This window comes from Robinsoniella sp. RHS (assembly GCF_001029355.1).
GTDB lineage: Bacteria > Bacillota > Clostridia > Lachnospirales > Lachnospiraceae > Robinsoniella > Robinsoniella peoriensis.
This window is the reverse complement of sequence record NZ_JNGB01000039.1, coordinates 1-18,017: the sequence shown is the minus strand read 5'-3', so window position 1 is coordinate 18,017 and position 18,017 is coordinate 1. Positions and strand designations below refer to the sequence as shown.

Genomic DNA, 18,017 nt, shown 5'->3' with positions numbered 1-18,017 from the left:
GATTATACTAAGAATCGGATTAGCTGTTTTATGAACAGAAATTATGCTGAGAATCGGATTAGCTGCTTTATGAACAGAAATTATGCTGAGAATCGGATTAGCTGCTTTATGAACAGAAATTATGCTGAGAATCGGATTAGCTGCTTTATGAACAGAAATTATGCTGAGAATCGGATTAGCTGCTTTATGAACAGAAATTATGCTGAGAATCGGATTAGCTGCTTTATGAACAGAAAATAACCGGAGCAGGAGGATGTTTATCCTTCCTGTTCCGGTATATAATAACTTAAATATTAGAACCATGTAAAATCTTCAAAACGGTTCTCAGCTCATCCACTGCAAGCTGCCCCGGCGCCGACGCCCGCCTGGCCGAACCAAACGTCAATGCTGAACCAAAGAACTCTCCTGCAATTCTGCTGACTGATCCCATCCACTTCATAGACATTGTAATAACCGGACAGTCTGCATATTTCTGTATATAATCATCTGTTGCAGCGAGCAGAGTAATAACATCCGCAGATGTATTTGGCATAACGGCTATTTTAGGGACATCCGCACCAATTGCTCTCATTTTTTTTAGGCGTTCCAGGATCGTATCCTGATCCGGAGTACTTTGGAACTCATGACTGGAAACAATTACTTTTGTATTACTTTGATGAGCAGATTCAATCACATTTTTACAGATCTCCTCACCCCTGAATAGTTCCACATCCACAAAATCTATCTCGTTGGCGGCTGCTGCTTCTTTGTTCAATTTCTCATAATTCTCCGGTGAAATTGCTTTTTCCCCGCCCTCTTCTGCCGTGCGGAATGTAAACAGCAGTGGAATGTCTCCAAGGGAAAGACGTATTTCCCGCAATGCCTCTTTTACTTTCTCCAGATCTTCGGAAGCATCAAAATAATCTACTCTCCACTCGACCATATCCGCACTTGCGGCCTTTGCCAAATAAATTTCTTCCAGCAGCGTCTTCACATCTCTACCTGTTAACGGGACACATATTTTAGGAATTCCTGCCCCCAGCTTCATACCTCTAACGTCCAATACTCTACTCATACTTATACCTCCTGCATATCGCAGGCCTGCCTGCGATACTGCCTTAATAAGTAGTTTGAAAGTGCTTTCCTTTCAAACTTCCTCCTGCTATTCTTTTTATCTGCCGTAAGTGTAAATCCCAAAGCTTTCTAACAATTCTAATCCTTTTTTCAAATCCTTTTCATAATTGTCAAATGTGTTAGCCTCATAGGAAATCAAACCCTTGTAGCATATCTTTTTTAATGTCTCGAATAAGAGACTATAATCAAATCCATCTTCCATCATTGGAACTCTTCTCTCCGGAAATGCATGAATGGGATTATCCACATGCACGTGCTTTATGAAGTCCGCATATTCTTCTATAATGGAATATGGATGTCCGCCGGCTGCAAACCAGCGAAAATCCAGTAATGTTTTTAAATTCGGGCACCCCAGCTCCTTTGCATATGCAAATGCTTCCGGTATGCTTACCACTGAATTACAAATAGAACTATGCAACGGCTCTAACATAATCGTAATGTTCTCTTTTGCTGCAGTATCACACAGATTTCTCAGTAATTCCCGGTTTTTTTTCACTGCTTCTTTTCTTTTTTCACCTTCCGGAAGACTTCTGGTACGGCCGTTTCCATATACAAAGTAACGAGCCCCCATTTGAGACGTCCTAAATACAGCTTTCTTTAGATACTCATTATAATATTGAAAGTCAAAGGTATCCTCTGCAATTACCACATCCAGTGGAAGCGGATTATCAAAAACTTCACTAGCCAGTCCGCTGTCCTTTATTCTTTTCTTTGCCGTTTCAAATTCAGCATCATCAAAGGACATAATTTCTTTGATATGTAATTCGATTGCATCATAACCGGCTTTTGCTATTTTATCTGCTTCTTCTGTAAATCCAAAATGGCTGATTCTCATTTTCATGGTTTCACCTCAAGGCTCTCAATCATTTTTCAAAATAACTTTTACATCTTTTGATTTACCGCTTGTAAGTTCCATCATTTTATTTTGCACTTCACTCATGGGAACTTCTGATGTAATTAACGCTTTCAGATTAATCTTATTTTCCATCAGCAAATCTACGATTTCATAGAGTTCGTCTACATAGCAATAGCTGCCATATAATTTCATTTCATGGGCAACTGCGTACTTATACTCAAATCCATCCATTCTTTCAACACCCATTCCAACCATGGATACTTCTCCGCCATTTCTTACCATCTTCATACTGGTATTTAGACTGACAGCTATACCCACCGCATCCATGCCTGCATACGCTCCATTGCCCCCGGTGAGCTCCATCACTTTTGCTACCGGATCTTCTTCCATGGAATTAATGGTATGGGAAGCGCCGCATTCTCTGGCTACTTCCAGTCTTTCGCTGTTAATATCTATGGAAATAATCTCACTGGCTCCCAGATATTTAAGGCACTCTACACACAACAGTCCGATGGGACCGGCTCCAAAAACAGTTACCGTCTTCCCTTTAACATCTTTCAGCATTTTCGCACCGCGGAGTGCAACAGAAGTTGGTTCAAACATGGAACCCTCCTCGAAACTAATCTTATCCGGAAGTTCGATTAATTTATCTGCCGGAACCACTACATACTCTGCCATGGCTCCGTCATAACTGCCAGCAGGCATTGTAGTTCCTGGAATAAAACGATTTTCACACAGATTTGGCAGCCCAGCCTTACAATCCGGACATTCTCCACATGGAATATTTGGATAAACCACTACCCTGCCGCCTAACGCTATGGCAGGATGCTCCACGCCTTCCCCATAAGCATCCACAACTCCTGAGAATTCATGCCCCATTACTAACGGCGCCTGCCTCATCGCAGACGTCCCTTTAAAACCCCCTGTATCTGATCCGCAGATAGACACTGCTTTGACTTTTATTCGAACCTGGTTTTTATCCGGCACCGGAATCGGTCTTTCCTGTTCTTCTATGGTAAATGGTGCAGTATATACATATGCTTTCATAATGAACCCTCTCCTTTTTGCTATTCCCCATATGCAGTATCTGTCAGTACTTTTAAACAGACACCGCATACCTACTATTTTAAGAAATTGAAATCTGAACCTTAATCTCCGTATTGTGCGGATCATTTAAAACATCAAATGCTTTTTTCCCATCTGCCAGATCATAGCAGGATGTAATCAGATCTTCTACCTCCAGCTTCTTATCTGCCAGCATCTGAGCTGCTTCTGCCATTTCTGTTGTAAACATATAGCTGCCAAGGAATTTTAATCCTCTGCCTACAATTTCCATGGGATCAATTTCTACATGCTCATGCATCAGCGCCACCAGCACAATTGTTCCCCCATTTCGTACCAGTTGGAATGACTGATTAATAGATGCACCGACACCTGCTGCAATAATAACTCTGTCCGCACCATATCCATCGGTATATTTCTTCACCATTTCTTCCACATTTTGATTACCAGCATTAATAATCTGGTTTGCACCACATTCTTTTGCTTTCTCCAAACGTGTATCTAAAATGTCAGAGACAATTACATTTGGAACACCCAATGCTTTTAGAAATTTTACTATAAGTAAACCAATGGGGCCTGCCCCTATTACTACTGTATTTTTTTCATCCTCTGTAAATCCTTTTTTCGCACAGGCAAGTGTTACGCCGCATGGTTCCAGCATTGCTGCTGCTTCATAGGATACATTATCTGCAATAGGAACAACCATCCACTCCGGTACTGCTACATACTCTTCCATTGCTCCATGTGTCTGGATCCCGCCAATTGCAGTCCCCATACTCTTTCGATTACCACAGAGATTTCCTTCTCCTCTTTCACAAAAGAAGCAGTCATTGCACAACACCATTGGATTTACCGTTACTCTCTGCGCTTTGGTTAGATTTGTTACACCTTCTCCAAGTTCTTCTATATCTCCGGAAAATTCATGGCCCAATACAAGAGGTGCCCGAAACCGGTCTGAAGCAACACGGTATGCCCCCAGATCAGAACCGCATATAGAAACCTTTTTGATTTTTATTAAAACTTCTCCTTTGCCGGGAACAGGAACAGGACGTTCTTCCAGTTCCAATATCCCCGGTCCTTTATATACTAATGCTTTCATCGTTTTTACGTGGCTTCCTTTCTATTCATTATTTTCTTTGTCCCGTAAACCGGCTTACCAGACGTGTTTGATGATTCTTCAAACAGGTTCTGGCACATCCCTGAGAAATGCTTATGTTAAGAAGTGCGGTCCAGTTTGCAGGGTGGATATGCCGGCATCCTCTTACGTTGGCCAGGCCAGTGTATAGATATGCTTTCCTCCATGTGTAGGCCCCTTTAATAATTTCTCGATTTCTTCCGGATCTCTCTGGCTCATATAAGAAGCAGGCGGCAAAACACCCGGAGGGCACGCTGTTAAAATATCATCATGTAATTTTACCAGATAATCACAGACTTTATTGATAGATGCTTTTGCTTTTTCGGGATCTGCTTCCGTTGCATGGCCTAATACCCCCTGGGGAGCTGTTACACACTCAATACCTGCATTACCAACCACACAGTGTCCGGGGATTGGATTTCCATAAATATCTCCGCCCCGGTCTACGTGTCCTGCCGGTAAAATACCATGTACATCGGTATCTTCTGCATCCTCCATATTACAAAGTTCCGGGAAGAGTGCAAGTGAAATACTCTGCTCTGCTTCACATGCATGCTGGAACGGACGGTTATAGGGTCCTCCGTGTTCCTTATCCATCAATGTCTGCCCCATAACACGCGGCAGATCCACAAAATACAGCATTGCCGGAACCTGATATTTTTTGCCCCATTCCTGTAATGCTACCGGAAGAGAATATTCCTGCCCGTGCATACTAATGAAAATCTGTTTCCGAAATCCGGTATTCCAAAATCCGGTGATAATCGCCCTTAACTGTGCAATAAAAATATCATCCGGAAGCGGGATAGTGCACGGCTGTCCAATATGGTGAAATGGATGGGAACCATACCATACCGGTTCAGCAACTGTACATCCAGTCTTTTTTGCTACCATTTCTGCAATACGGCTTACGATAAATGTATCTTCGCCGATGGGTCCGGAATTACCATGATTCTCTGTAGAGCCAACCGGGATAATTACAATATCATCCTTCTCCAATCTTTCCTCTACATCCCTTTTGTTCATTGTCTGATAATACATCTTGTCTGCCGACTCCATATAACCTTTGTTTGGAAAACTCCAATCTGACATAATATTTCCTCCTTTAATTGTGTGTTCTTATATATAATGGCTTATCCACTATTTTCATATTTAAGATACGGACTCTGCCAATGCCCGCAAACGCTGCTGGTAGCTGTCTGTTCCTCTGTTTTCCACCAGGTCGGTTACATATTTCCCTGCATCCATAATTTTATGGAAGTCAATCCCGGTTTCCACCCCCATGCCGTTTAGCATAAACAGGGCATCTTCCGTTGAAATATTTCCGGTAGCTCCTTTTATGTACGGACATCCGCCCAAACCAGCCAGCGAAGTGTCAATTTTGTCAATCCCTGCCGCCATAGCTGCCACCATATTCGCAAGTCCCATCCCTCTGGTATTATGCATGTGAAGCATCCAGTCCATTTTCGGAAATGCCTCTCTCAGCTCCATCACTCTGCGGTAAACCAGTTCCGGATTCCCTAGTCCTGCTGAATCGGAGAGTGATACCTGAGCAGCTCCGGCATCTTCGAATGCCTTTACAATCTCTATAATAAAATCAAGTGGTATTTCTCCTTCCCACTGGGATGCAAATGGCAGCGAAATAGATCCTGCAAATCCCATCTGATGGTCTCTTGCAATATCTCCTGATTTTGCAAAGCTCCTCATGGATTCAAGAGGTGAACGTCCTGCTCCATCCTGGTTATGCTTTGTACTTGCAGAGACATTCAGTTTAATCTTTCTGCATCCACAGTCTGCCGCCCTTTTTACATCATCCGGCAGATAAACCAACGCTCTGTATTCTACACCTTGTTTTTTATGAAGCTGTTGAAATACCTTATCTGTATCTTTCATTTTGTACATCGTCTCATACGTTGAAAATGCACCTACTTCCACGCATTTCACACCTGCATCCACTACAGCTTCAATAATTTTCACCTTTTCCTCCACCGAATATATCTTAGGAGCTGTTTGAAATCCGTCTCTGGTGACAACTTCGCACAGTGTTACTTTTTCTGGAAATCCCATCCGTCTCTTCCTCTCTTACTGTCATTTGGAAATTTACCTATTTATTTCCTGCTGACTCTCAATTCCACTTCTTTATTCCCTATCTGATGATGTCATTATACTGCCAGTCAATCCATAAGTCCAATTGAAAAATATCTGCAAATTCATAGTTTTTATCTATGTATCATTTGCAAGTTACCCTAATTCCTTTTCCCCCTTTACATTTCATTATTTTCTATGATACGATAATAAAAACCAGAAACAACAACCCTGCTCCATATGGAAACAGGGCGCAATCTTGAAAGGAGCCTTTATGCGCTTATTAATAAAAAATGGACGAGTGATTGATCCCTCCAGTAAAAAAGATGAGATAGCTGATATTTTAGTTGAAGATGATAAAATCCTTAAGGTAGCTGAGAATATTTGCGAGGACTCAGATGAAATCTTAGATGCAAGCGGGTGTTTTGTCATGCCTGGACTGATTGACCTGCATGTCCATTTACGGGATCCCGGACTGGAATATAAAGAGAATATTGAAACGGGTTCTATGGCTGCTGCCAAAGGAGGTTTTACAACAATTGTTGCAATGGCAAATACACTTCCCGTCATTGACAGCGGCGAAAAGATCTCTTCCATATATGAAAAAGCCGCAAGACTTTCTCCTATTCATGTCCTCCAGGCTGGTGCCGTTACAAAGGGAATGCAGGGTGAAGAATTAGCAGACATTGCTTCAATGGCTGCATGCGGTGCGGCAGCACTGAGTGAAGATGGAAAAACCGTCATGGATGCAGCACTGTATCAGGAGGGCTTACGAACTGCTGCCAAGTTCAATCTTCCTGTTCTGGATCATTGTGAAGATGCTGACCTGAAAGGTAAAGGGGTTATGAATGAATGTGAGACATCCAGAAAATACGGCCTTCCGGGAATCCCCAATGAAGTGGAAGACCGCATTATAGAACGCGATATTCAGCTTGCTGCTGAAACCGGAGCCCGACTTCATATCTGCCACTGTTCTACAAAAGGTTCCGTTGACCTTGTTCGCCAGGGAAAAGATAGAGGCATCAACGTAACAGCTGAAGTTTGCCCCCATCATTTTACATTGACCAGCGGGGACATTCCCCCTGATGATACCAACTATAAAATGGCTCCTCCCCTTCGTTCCAAAGAAGATGTGAACGCATTAATTAAAGGACTGGCTGATGGAACGATTGATACCATTTCCACAGACCATGCTCCCCACGCTGCACATGAAAAGGACAAGGACTGGCGTAAAGCTGCTTTTGGTATCGTGGGTCTGGAGACAGCCGTTGCCCTGACAATCACCCGACTGGTTGAACCGGGTTATCTTACTCCCATGATGATGGCCGAACGCATGAGTACCGCCCCTGCACGTATCCTTGGAATCGATAAAGGCAGCCTGCAGAAAGGGAAGACTGCGGATATCGTCATCATTGATCCTTCCCACGCTTATAAGATTGATAAAAATACTTTTGTCTCAAAAGGACGAAATACACCATTCCATGGATGGGATGTAAAAGGAAAGGTAAGACACACCATTTGTGACGGAAGGATTGTCTATAGCGATTTGTAGTATCATAGTTTTTATCTATGGATTTACCTATATTTTTCAATTAGACTTATATATTAAATTCGGATATAATAAGTTCATCGGTAGAGGATACCGATAAATACTCAAGCGAAAGCTTTGGGTATTTAATACATAAACCTCTGTTCTTTTAATAACTGCTATTCTCTCTATTTACCTCCGCAAGTAAACAGAGAAGAAAACAGTCAGAGGGTTGTCCTGCCCTCAAAAAAGAGGCATAAGCCAGTCTAAAGCATGTTTGAAACTTGCTTTTAACTAGCTTATGCCACTTTTTTATCGTATCAGAACCGCCATTTTACCCATCTGATTGTACAGACTTTCAAAATCCTCCGCATTTCTGACTACAATTCCATCTAAAGGATCATTAATTAAAACTGTTCCTTTTTCTTTATCATATCCACATAATACAACACAATGTTCCCTGCCATACCATCGGTAAGTCCTGCCATTTTCATAATATGTCAAATCAGTATATACCGGCTGCATCATATACATGGTGTTCCACACAATTACGGGATTACCTGCTTCTACATATTTGTACAGCTTTGTAAATGAAGTTCCCGTCAGGTCTGTAGCAGTCAGTCCCGAACGCTTCTCTCTTAGAAATTTATTTGCTGCATTGGTAATGGCGGGCGCATAACACCCTGCCCCATCCCAGGATCTTGGATTTCCAATATACGCTGAGACAAAATTATAGGAACTGTATTCCAGATAATTGTCCGCAATGGTCGTCTTTTTCAGTGGAAATTTATAATAGTTTAATACGTTTGTCAGCGCAACGGATTCACATCCGGTAGGAAGCTCCGGATTTTGCAGGATTGCATCCATACTTAGCTCATAAGAGGAAGCCCTGGTCTTTGTCACAATTCCCTTTGCATTAACATAGCTGTCTCCAACCCACTTCTTCGCTGCCATAATGCCGGTTTTGGTATTAAAATAATATTTCTTTCCGCTAATAGTATGCCATCCTGTATAGCGAACACCGGTTTTCTTATTTGCATAATACGTATTTCCTTTTACCGTAAACCAGCCTTTTTTGGTAACACCTGATTTTTTATAATAATACCACTTCCCTTTAATCTGCTGCCATCCACCCTTAAAGTTTGGAATCCACTTTCCATCCCGTCCAACAAAGTACAGTTTGCTTCCTTTGCCAATCCACTGGTCCGTGACACGATTTCCTTTTTTATCCACATAATAATTCCCAATCCAGCGGTTTTTCAACAATTTACCGTTTGCATCATAGTAGCGGTACGTTCCCTGAGATGTCTTCTTCCATCTCGCATCTGCCGTGACCGGCAGGCATAATAACAGGAACAGTATCAGCAGCGTAATCATTGCCGGTTTCTTTTTCATTTGTATCTTCCCCTATTCTATTTATCTTTCTCTCATTGTATCTTCCTTTTGACTCAATTATAAGTGCAATTACAGTATTGTTATTGTATCAAAACCGCCATCTGACCGGTCAGATCATATATCGCTTCGAAGTCCTCGGCATTACGTTCTATGATACCTTCTAACGGATCATTTACGGTAACGGTTCCCTTCTCTTTATCATAACCGCACAGAACCACACAATGCTCTTTCCTGTACCATCGGTAGGTCTTTCCATTTTCCGTATACGTGGCACCAGTGAATTCAGGCTGCTGCATATACATGGTATTCCATACCAGTACCGGCTGGCCTGACTCAATATACGGATAGAGTTCTTCCAATGGGGTTCCCGATATATCTTCCGCCCGCAGCTCAGATTCCTTTTCCTCCAGGTACTTATTCGCCGCCTTTGTAATTGCCGGCGCATAGCATCCCGCACCGTTTCCTGATCTTGGATTACCGACAAAAGAAGAAACAAAATTGTCAGAACTATAATCCAGGTACTGGTCCGCAATCGTTGTTTTCTTCACCGGAAAATCGTAAAATTTTAAAACCATTGCCAATGCCACGGATTCACATCCCGTAGGAAGCTCCGGTTTTTGAAGAATATTCTTCATCGTTATCGAAGCACTTGACGGCAATTTTTTAGTAACCGTCCCTTCCGGACCCACATATTTTTCACCAACCCACTGATTCATTGCCATTACCCCCGTTTCAGGATCAAAATAATATGTCTTATCATCTATAACATACCAGCCGCTAAGCCTCTGCTGTGTAGTTTTATTCACATAGTATTTTTTTCCGTCCACCGTAAACCAGCCGGTCTTCAAAATGCCCTCATCCGTGTAATAATACCACTTTTTATCTATCTCGTACCAGCCTTCGGACAACTCTTTTATCGCGTTTCCGTCTGCTCCCAGAAAGACTTCTTCATCTCCCTGCAGTACCCACATATTTTTTGCACGTCTCCCTTTGATATCTACATAATAATCTTCTGTCACTTCATTTTTTATTAAATGTCTGTTCAGATCCAATGGAGGTATATCACTGGCTTTTATCTTTTGTACTTCGTTTTCTTCACTAGGTTTCTCGTCTGTCTGTTTTTTTGTCTGTATCTGATTTTCTGTCTGTATCTGTGTCTTTGTCTGTGTCTCTGTCTGTGCCTCTGTCTGTGTCTCTGTCTGTGTCTCTGTCAGAGATTCTGTCTGCAGTTCATTATCTTCTGAGTTTTGTTTCATCCACTGGTTTAGGTCCAGCCAGTCCAGATTGTCTTTTGCCTTGTCTTTAAGGCCATTTAGAATCTGGTCCGTACTATCCTGCTTATTCTCTCCCAGAGATTTGGCACTGATGGGAAAACTTACAGCCATCACTACCAGGATCACTGCGCAGGCAGCCCATTTCTTCTTCATCGGCAGATTCTCCTATTCTCATTTACATCTCTCTATTTTATAATGCCTTCCGTGTTTTTGCAAGCCACTATTCCCGAAATATTCTTTTTCTATCATACCTTTTCCTTTATTTATGCCCCTGCATGCAGAATTTAGTCGTATTTAACCGAATTTGCAAAACAAGTGTCTGGGTGACGGGTAAGTGGGGATGATTGCCCGCACACTGCTTCCCTTTCTCACCGAAACCCAACACACACGGTAAACTTAGAAATAATAATCCAAAAAGTAAAATACACTTGACATTTAATGTAAAGCGCACTATACTTTAATTGTAAAGTTAACTATACATTTAAGCATAGAATTGGATCTGCTATCTACAAATACAAATCTAAATACAGCGGAGTATAATTATAAATTGCTCGGAAAGGAAGTGGATGGTTGCAAAATCGGATTCAGATACTTAGAAAAGAAAGACGAATCACACAAAGCGAACTGGCTGATGCGGTGGATGTCACACGTCAGACCATAATTTCCCTGGAAAATGGGAAATACAAATCATCTTTGGTTCTGGCTCACAAGATTGCCCAGTACTTTCAATTAACTATTGAAGATATTTTTATTTTTGATCTGGAGGAGGAAAATATATGTTAATGAAAACCTTAGCACCTACTGCTGCAAATGATCAGGAATTTATCAACATCCTGAAAAAACGTACTGCCTACTTTTTTATTATGATCGCCCTTGGCATAATAACGATTCTATGCTCACTCTATTTCTCATCGGGAAATCATGCTTATCTTTCTGACTATTCTAAAGGACTGTACTGCGGTATGGGCACCGGGTTGATTTTGGGCGGAATCCTGTTAATCGTCAAAATCCGGTTTACCTTAACGGATAAGAAAAAAGTTCATACTGCAAGGCTGAAAGAACAGGATGAACGCAACCAGGCAATTGCCCAGAAAGCAGTCCACTCAGCGTTGCTTATACTTCTTATACTGATATATCTGGCGATGTTAATTTCCAGTTTCTTTAACCTGGTTATCTTTAAAACACTGCTCTGTACAGCCATGGCATTCATGCTTCTGCTTGCAATAACGAAGTTTTATTACCAGCATAAATATTAACAGTCATTTTTAACTGTAAAAGTATAATAGGCAGGTGATTGAAATGATGAATGAAAACCCAAAAATAAAATTACTCAATATCGGATCTATGTTTATTCTCACCTCTAATCTGATACGTATGGTAAATTTCACATTTTTTCCGGAAGAACTTTCCCACTTTATCTCAGGCTTAGGTACGGGACTTATTCTCACAGCAGCCTTTTTTCTGATTATTTCCCCACGTACCGTCTGCAGGATTAAGTCTTGGAAAAAATCATTGTCAAAGGTACTGCTGCGCAGGTCTCTTTGAATTGGGTAAAGGCAGCTGTATATGCGGAAGCATTCTATCCAAAAAGGTATACGAAGGATTATTGCCGTTCGTATACCTTGATTATACTCCATTTACTATATTATCTTTTTCGACTGCTTAAAAATTTTCATTTCAATTGTGTCAATATCTATCAATATATGGAGCCCTTCTGGAATTCCATTTTATTCAGCCTCCATAAATTGAATTTTCCATTGTCTGCTTTTATCATCATTTCATGCACTCTTTCATTGGGATAAAATCTCGTAGTCATTACTTTTTCACCTTCATTTATAAAGATCTCCAGTATTGAGTTATCCACAAGTAAGTGTATCTTTTCCATTTTATCCACAAGCACTGCTCTTAAGGTTCTCCCGGCAGCCAGTCTGCCATGTAAACTTAGAACTACCTTCCTGCTGACCGGATCATAGCTGATGGACAGATCTTCTGCAATCCGTATTTCAAAACCCCCAGTTACAAAAAGCTCCAATTCATACATTGATAGATCTTTTTTCACATAACTGCCTGCTATTTCTCCCGTTATTTTTTCCTGACGGAGCATTTGCAGTTCCTCTGCAGGCCGTTGGTAAATCTGTCCGTTTTTCCATTCCAGTACCCGTGGTACACTCAGACAGTGCTGCCAGTTTTCTTTCTGTGCCGTAGGATTTTCATAATCTGCATCCGGCATACCTGCCCAGCCGATCATAACCCGCCGCCCTTTTTCATCCTGAAATGTCTGGGGCGCGTAAAAATCAAAGCCAAAGTCCAGCTCCGTAAAACCTCCCAGCCTGCACCGTGACGTGATCTTTTTATCTGCCGCAAAATAACCGCATTGATAAAGATTCTGGTACCTGATTCCCTCCGACTCTACACCCTGAGGGCAGACAGCAAGAATATTCATCCCATCCAATGGAAAATAATCGGGGCATTCCCACATATATCCAAATGGTAACTCACTGGTTATCCGATCCCGTATCTGCCAGTTTACTTTATCTACTGATTCAAAGACCAGTACTTCCCCAAAATCGTTTCCCGGCGCAGATCCCTGCCTTCTGGCTCCCTGTACCATATAATAACGATCATGCTCACGCCAGACTTTCGGATCCCTTACATGGCAGGTACAATCGGGTGGATAGTTCTTATTTGTCATAATACAGTTCTTATTTTCAAAGTGCAATCCATCTTTACTGACTGCCAGCACAGTATTGGATTCTCTTCCATTATTTACATAGTCATAATCGCCTAAATGTTTCACGTTGCCGGTATAGTACAAATACATCGTATCATCTTCTATATATGCCGATCCTGAATAGACTCCATGACAGTCATAAGGCTGATCTGCATAGAGGGCGGCTCCCAGATACTTCCACTCCGTCAGATTCTTACTTTTATAATGTCCCCAGAACTTTACTCCGCCATTTTCATCAAAGGGAGAATATTGAAAAAAAACGTGATAGTCTCCTTTATAAAAACAAAGGCCATTGGGATCATTCAGCCATCCGGTTACCGGCATCAGATGAAATCCAGGGCGCCAATGATCCTCATCCCATTTCTTCCAGGCATTCTGCTCCTTCTCCGCCACAAGCTTCATCAAATCTCTGTTCATCGCATTCATAATACCGCTCCTCTGATATCTTAAATTAGCAAATCTCAATAATTACATCCTGTTCTTCTGCCGGCTGCCCGGTTTTACAATTTACACTTTCATAGTCATCGGTATTTGTAACAATCACCATTGTAGTTGTATCGTATCCGGCTTCCTCGATACATTTTTTGTCGAACTCCAGAAGCAGGTCACCCCTCTTCACCGCTGCATCTTCTTTCGTATATGCTTTAAAGTGTTCCCCTTTCAGATTCACCGTATCTATTCCAACATGGATTAAAATTTCCAGACCGTCCTGATTGGTAAGCCCTATGGCATGTTTCGTTTCAAAAAATGTGGTGACTGTTCCATCAAAAGGTGCAACCACCCGATCTGCATAAGGCAAAATTCCAACTCCTTTGCCCAACATTTCCGAAGCAAATGTTTCATCCTTTACTTCGGATATGGGAATGACGTTACCTTTCAACGGACTGAAAACAGTTTTATTGTCAGTTGCTTCCGGTAGGATTTTCTCACCCTCTTCTATTTTTTCACTGTTAACTTCTTTTTGATTTTCTCTGTTAACTTTTATTTGATTTACACTTTCCACTTCTTTAACCTGATTCTTATAACCAAATAGCCACGTAAGTACAAATGCCGTACCCGCTGAGATCAGCATCATGATCAGGTAATGTGCCGGCTGGTTCAGACAAAGCAGAATACCAAAGATCCCGGTTACTCCTGTCCCTGTTGCTCCAAGTCCAACCACAGATGCATAGAGGGCACCGCATGCACCCCCTATGGATGCCATGATAAAGGGCTTAACAAAGCGAAGGTTTACACCAAAGATCGCCGGCTCTGTAATGCCCATAAATGCACTTAATGCAGACGGAACGGCCATTGCTTTTATTTTCAGGTCCTTTGTCTTAATTGCCACAGCCAGTGTTGCTCCACCCTGTGCCATATTTGCTGCCGAGGCAAGAGGCAGCCAGAAGGTCATTCCAAATTTTGCAATCTGTCCCAGATCTATGATGGTATACATGTGATGTACCCCGGCAACTACGGTTGTAGCATAGGCGCCGCCCATGATAAAACTGCCAATACCAAGTGGCAGGGCAATCAGCCACTGGACACCATCTAAAAGTCCATTTTCAACAGTTACAAAAACCGGACCTATGATAGAAAGCGTTAAATATCCGGTGACAAATACGCTGACTAACGGTGTAACAAACAGATCAAACATTGCAGGCACAATTTTATGAAGCCTTTTTTCAATCTGTGCAAGAACCCATACGGATATAATTACAGGAATGACATGTCCCTGGTATCCTACCATATCTACACTGTATAGTCCAAACCAGACACTCTGTGTAGCCTGCACTCCTTCGGTTGCCACTGACCAGGCATTCTGCAGATCCGGATGGATCATGATCATACCGATTACTGCGGACAAAAACGGATTGGCACCAAATACTTTACCTGCACTGTATGCAATGAGAATCGGTAAAAATGTATATGCCGTATTACTGAAGATTTTTGCAAAGACATAGATGGAACCGGAAGTATTAATATCCAGGAATCCATTGGCAACCATAAAGTTTAAAGCTTCCATGATTCCCATTAAAAAACCGCTGGCTACAATAGCCGGGATAATTGGAACAAAGATATCACCCAGAGTTTTAATCAGTCTCTGCAATGGATTCGCCTTTGATGCTGCCGCCTGCTTTAATTCTTCTTTACTGCTTTCTGAGATATCTGCAATCTGAATAAATTCATCATAGACTTTATTCACCACACCCGTACCCAGGATAATCTGCATCTGCCCCTGGGCGAAAAAGACTCCTTTCACCCCGTCTATATTTTCTACCTTTTCCTTATCCGCTTTTCCATTATCGGATATAACAAGACGAAGTCTTGTTGCACAATGGGCTGCTGAGATTAAATTCTCTTTGCCGCCGATCTGCTCATAAATCTCCCGTGCCACTTTTCTGTAATCCATTTTTCTCCTCCTCCATATGTTATCGATCTCACATAATGTTGAATTATTACCATATAATATTCCTTATAATTATGAGAAATATAATATGGTATCGATCCCATTTCTTTAATTGTATTTTACACGCTTTTCTCCGAATTGTAAATTATGAAACTACGCTAAATTTCAGGGATTGTTTTTGTATAAATTTACTAATAGCCTGCAGACCAGACATCCAAAAAAGATACCGCAACTGGCAGATCCCAATATGCGGCATTTTTTATCTTTATTAAGGTTTATTTCTTGCTATATTTATTATTTCCTTTATTACTGATCTTCTTTTTTTCTTACAGAATTCCTTTGAATAATTTCATAGCCCAGTTTAAGCTTTTTTACATGGGTTTCTTTTGCATCAATAAGATTTACCAGCATTTCGGCTGCTTCCTGTCCGCTCTGCTCATAAAAATATCTGGCTGTGGTCAGTTTTGGCGTAATAACTTTTGAAAACTGGCTGTCACCCATGCCCACGACGGATATATCTTCCGGTATGCGCAGCCCTTTTTCCCTAATACATTCAATAGCGCCAAGTGCAATACTATCGGTAACGCACACCACTCCATCCAGATCCGGCTTCTCTTCCAGGAGCTGTCTCATCTGCCGGTAGCCGGATTCTGCATTAAACTCACATACACGCATGGCTTTCCTATCCACGTCTCCGCCTGACGCCTTAAGCGCATTCAAAAAGCCTTCTTTACGATCCACACCTACCGCACGATCCTTTTCGGTAACTCCCAGATAACCGATATTACGGCAGCCTGCCTGTATCATACTCTCTGTCAAATCCCTTGCTGCGTGATAGTCATCATGAAAGACACTGCAATACCCTTCCAGTTCCTGTCCCAATATCACAACCGGTGCATCCAGAGATTTTAATTCTTCAATATGCTTCCTCGTAAATACTGTAGCAATGAACACAATACCATCCACATGGTTGTTACGAAAGACATTGATATATTCCAGTTCCTTCTGTAAATTGTTTTCTGTATTGCCAAGCAATATATGATAACCGTTTTTTGTAAGTATCTGGCTGATTCCATTTACCATATTGCTGATTGACTCAGAACTGATCTTTGGCACGATAACACCGATCAGCCTGGACTTCTTGGTACGAAGAGCCTGAGCGGACATCGATGGTACATAACCAGTCCTCTCTATTACATCACGGATCTTTTCCCTTTTCTCGTCACTTATGTAGCCATTATTAAAATACCTGGAAACCGTAGCTCTGGAAACCCCTGCTAATTCCGCTATTTCGCTGATATTCATAATGTTTTCTACCTTCCTTATAACAATTATTTATTTTGAGGTATCGATTTCATAACAACTGTAAAAAAGCTCCCGCTAAAAATCTAGCGGGAGTCTACTGCTCTTATACAAGCTCTAACAGAACTTCCATAGCTGCATCACCTTTACGAAGGCCAATCTTTACGATTCTTGTATAACCACCGTTACGGTCTGCATATTTAGGAGCGATTTCGGTAAATAATTTATCTACTAAATCAACCTGTTTTGCATTTGCTTTCTTACCAGCTGCTTCCTTCGGTACTTCCTTTACAGGATAAAGTACTTTTAACATCTGTCTTCTGGCATGAAGTCTGGAAGCATTGTCTTTTTTAATTTCTTTTTGAACTTCATCATAAACAGTAACTTTCTTACCATCTACAACTTCTTTCACTCTTTTGCCATCTTTGTCTTTACGAGCTACTTTAGCAGTAACTGTAACAGTTTCAAAGTTGTCTCTTTCTCTAACAGCCATAGCAATTAAGCCTTCTGCAACTTTGCGGATTTCTTTTGCTTTGGTTTCTGTTGTAACGATCTTACCATTGTGGAGTAAAGCGGTAACCTGATTTCTGATCAATGCTTTTCTCTGACTGGAAGTTCTTCCAAGTTTTCTATAACCTGCCATTTTATATTTCCTCCATATGTGGAACATTTAAGAATGCTCTTCGGGCTTACTTCATAAATGCTTTCTTGTCCATAATGTTTTATTATTATCGCCTGGCACAGGTACCTTCCCGAAGCTAGTTCGGGAAGTATTCACCAGCAACTATTCGTCGCTTGGGTTCAACTGTAATCCAAGTTCTTTCAATTTTCCTAATACTTCTTCTAAAGACTTACGTCCTAAGTTACGAACCTTCATCATATCTTCCGAAGTCCTGTTACACAATTCTTCTACGGTATTGATACCGGCTCTCTTTAAGCAGTTGTAAGAACGAACAGACAGCTCTAATTCGTCAATGTTCATTTCTAACACTTTCTCTTTTTCATTGTCTTCTTTTTCAATCATTACTTCTGCGGATTTCGCATTTTCTGATAAGTCAATGAATAAGCTTAAATGCTCACTTAAGACTTTCGCTGCAAGGCTGACTGCTTCATCAGGAGCTAATGTTCCGTTCGTATATACGTCTAATGT

General features: G+C 41.4%; 17 protein-coding genes. 4 read left to right on the top strand and 13 right to left on the bottom strand.

Translation table 11 applies throughout. The features are described 5' to 3' along the window. Positions 1 to 286: 286 nt before the first annotated feature. The 6 genes from aroD to RHS_RS17105 form a co-directional block, all read right to left on the bottom strand. Positions 287 to 1,054, bottom strand: a complete 768-nt coding sequence (gene aroD, locus RHS_RS17130; protein ID WP_047833862.1) for a type I 3-dehydroquinate dehydratase — start codon at positions 1,052 to 1,054, stop codon at positions 287 to 289. Between the two features lie 96 nt (positions 1,055 to 1,150). Next, positions 1,151 to 1,954, bottom strand: coding sequence for a sugar phosphate isomerase/epimerase (locus tag RHS_RS17125; RefSeq protein WP_047833861.1), 804 nt, complete (start codon positions 1,952 to 1,954; stop codon positions 1,151 to 1,153). 18 nt (positions 1,955 to 1,972) lie between these two features. After that, entirely contained in the window at positions 1,973 to 3,016 is a 1,044-nt protein-coding gene (locus RHS_RS17120) for a zinc-binding dehydrogenase (RefSeq protein ID WP_027296217.1), read from the bottom strand. 79 nt (positions 3,017 to 3,095) lie between these two features. Further along, positions 3,096 to 4,130, bottom strand: a complete 1,035-nt coding sequence (locus RHS_RS17115; protein WP_027296216.1) for a zinc-binding dehydrogenase — start codon at positions 4,128 to 4,130, stop codon at positions 3,096 to 3,098. A gap of 162 nt (positions 4,131 to 4,292) precedes the next feature. Beyond that, the gene (gene iolN, locus RHS_RS17110) at positions 4,293 to 5,255 is read right to left on the bottom strand and encodes a 3-dehydro-scyllo-inosose hydrolase (RefSeq protein WP_027296215.1); all 963 of its coding nucleotides are present in this window, start codon (positions 5,253 to 5,255) and stop codon (positions 4,293 to 4,295) included. A 60-nt stretch (positions 5,256 to 5,315) separates the two neighbouring features. After that, complete coding sequence (locus RHS_RS17105; RefSeq protein ID WP_047833860.1) at positions 5,316 to 6,230, bottom strand: hypothetical protein; 915 nt, start codon at positions 6,228 to 6,230, stop codon at positions 5,316 to 5,318. A 292-nt stretch (positions 6,231 to 6,522) separates the two neighbouring features. Here RHS_RS17105 and RHS_RS17100 point away from each other — a divergent pair, with 292 nt between their 5' ends. Next, positions 6,523 to 7,800: a dihydroorotase gene (locus tag RHS_RS17100; protein WP_044293851.1), complete on the top strand. Its 1,278-nt coding sequence runs from the start codon at positions 6,523 to 6,525 to the stop codon at positions 7,798 to 7,800. A 288-nt stretch (positions 7,801 to 8,088) separates the two neighbouring features. On the opposite strand, the gene RHS_RS31265 is transcribed toward RHS_RS17100, so the two are convergent. Then, positions 8,089 to 9,171, bottom strand: coding sequence for a C39 family peptidase (locus RHS_RS31265; RefSeq protein WP_138002392.1), 1,083 nt, complete (start codon positions 9,169 to 9,171; stop codon positions 8,089 to 8,091). 80 nt (positions 9,172 to 9,251) lie between these two features. Then, the gene (locus tag RHS_RS31260; RefSeq protein WP_395022768.1) at positions 9,252 to 10,598 is read right to left on the bottom strand and encodes a C39 family peptidase; all 1,347 of its coding nucleotides are present in this window, start codon (positions 10,596 to 10,598) and stop codon (positions 9,252 to 9,254) included. 417 nt (positions 10,599 to 11,015) lie between these two features. Between RHS_RS31260 and RHS_RS17085 the strand changes: the two genes are divergently transcribed. From RHS_RS17085 to RHS_RS17075, 3 genes are read left to right on the top strand one after another with little or no spacing between them, the layout of a single operon-like run. Beyond that, positions 11,016 to 11,228 carry a helix-turn-helix transcriptional regulator gene (locus tag RHS_RS17085; protein ID WP_027296212.1) on the top strand — a complete coding sequence of 71 codons (213 nt, stop codon included), beginning with the start codon at positions 11,016 to 11,018 and terminating at the stop codon, positions 11,226 to 11,228. After that, positions 11,222 to 11,701: a hypothetical protein gene (locus tag RHS_RS17080; RefSeq protein ID WP_047833859.1), complete on the top strand. Its 480-nt coding sequence runs from the start codon at positions 11,222 to 11,224 to the stop codon at positions 11,699 to 11,701. The genes RHS_RS17085 and RHS_RS17080 overlap by 7 nt, the downstream gene beginning before the upstream one ends. A gap of 43 nt (positions 11,702 to 11,744) precedes the next feature. Then, entirely contained in the window at positions 11,745 to 11,990 is a 246-nt protein-coding gene (locus tag RHS_RS17075; RefSeq protein WP_047833858.1) for a hypothetical protein, read from the top strand. Between the two features lie 151 nt (positions 11,991 to 12,141). On the opposite strand, the gene RHS_RS17070 is transcribed toward RHS_RS17075, so the two are convergent. The 5 genes from RHS_RS17070 to RHS_RS17050 form a co-directional block, all read right to left on the bottom strand. Then, positions 12,142 to 13,602 carry a glycoside hydrolase family 32 protein gene (locus tag RHS_RS17070; RefSeq protein ID WP_047833857.1) on the bottom strand — a complete coding sequence of 487 codons (1,461 nt, stop codon included), beginning with the start codon at positions 13,600 to 13,602 and terminating at the stop codon, positions 12,142 to 12,144. Positions 13,603 to 13,627: 25 nt separating this feature from the next. Beyond that, complete coding sequence (locus RHS_RS17065; protein WP_047833856.1) at positions 13,628 to 15,568, bottom strand: PTS beta-glucoside transporter subunit IIBCA; 1,941 nt, start codon at positions 15,566 to 15,568, stop codon at positions 13,628 to 13,630. A 303-nt stretch (positions 15,569 to 15,871) separates the two neighbouring features. Further along, a complete protein-coding gene (locus RHS_RS17060; RefSeq protein WP_395022781.1) occupies positions 15,872 to 16,891 on the bottom strand; it encodes a LacI family DNA-binding transcriptional regulator in 1,020 nt (339 codons plus the stop codon). An 82-nt stretch (positions 16,892 to 16,973) separates the two neighbouring features. After that, positions 16,974 to 17,510 (bottom strand): bL17 family ribosomal protein, encoded by a 537-nt coding sequence (locus RHS_RS17055; RefSeq protein WP_027296206.1) that lies wholly within the window; start codon positions 17,508 to 17,510, stop codon positions 16,974 to 16,976. A gap of 141 nt (positions 17,511 to 17,651) precedes the next feature. Then, positions 17,652 to 18,017 (bottom strand): DNA-directed RNA polymerase subunit alpha C-terminal domain-containing protein (locus RHS_RS17050; protein ID WP_047833854.1); only part of this gene is annotated, 366 nt, incomplete at its 5' end.

Coding starts and splice junctions, on each gene's coding strand:
- aroD (WP_047833862.1), bottom strand. CDS start 1,054: ATGAGTAGAGTATTGGACGTTAGAGGTATGAAGCTGGGGGCAGGAATT.
- RHS_RS17125 (WP_047833861.1), bottom strand. CDS start 1,954: ATGAAAATGAGAATCAGCCATTTTGGATTTACAGAAGAAGCAGATAAA.
- RHS_RS17120 (WP_027296217.1), bottom strand. CDS start 3,016: ATGAAAGCATATGTATATACTGCACCATTTACCATAGAAGAACAGGAA.
- RHS_RS17115 (WP_027296216.1), bottom strand. CDS start 4,130: ATGAAAGCATTAGTATATAAAGGACCGGGGATATTGGAACTGGAAGAA.
- iolN (WP_027296215.1), bottom strand. CDS start 5,255: ATGTCAGATTGGAGTTTTCCAAACAAAGGTTATATGGAGTCGGCAGAC.
- RHS_RS17105 (WP_047833860.1), bottom strand. CDS start 6,230: ATGGGATTTCCAGAAAAAGTAACACTGTGCGAAGTTGTCACCAGAGAC.
- RHS_RS17100 (WP_044293851.1), top strand. CDS start 6,523: ATGCGCTTATTAATAAAAAATGGACGAGTGATTGATCCCTCCAGTAAA.
- RHS_RS31265 (WP_138002392.1), bottom strand. CDS start 9,171: ATGAAAAAGAAACCGGCAATGATTACGCTGCTGATACTGTTCCTGTTA.
- RHS_RS31260 (WP_395022768.1), bottom strand. CDS start 10,598: ATGAAGAAGAAATGGGCTGCCTGCGCAGTGATCCTGGTAGTGATGGCT.
- RHS_RS17080 (WP_047833859.1), top strand. CDS start 11,222: ATGTTAATGAAAACCTTAGCACCTACTGCTGCAAATGATCAGGAATTT.
- RHS_RS17075 (WP_047833858.1), top strand. CDS start 11,745: ATGATGAATGAAAACCCAAAAATAAAATTACTCAATATCGGATCTATG.
- RHS_RS17070 (WP_047833857.1), bottom strand. CDS start 13,602: ATGAATGCGATGAACAGAGATTTGATGAAGCTTGTGGCGGAGAAGGAG.
- RHS_RS17065 (WP_047833856.1), bottom strand. CDS start 15,568: ATGGATTACAGAAAAGTGGCACGGGAGATTTATGAGCAGATCGGCGGC.
- RHS_RS17055 (WP_027296206.1), bottom strand. CDS start 17,510: ATGGCAGGTTATAGAAAACTTGGAAGAACTTCCAGTCAGAGAAAAGCA.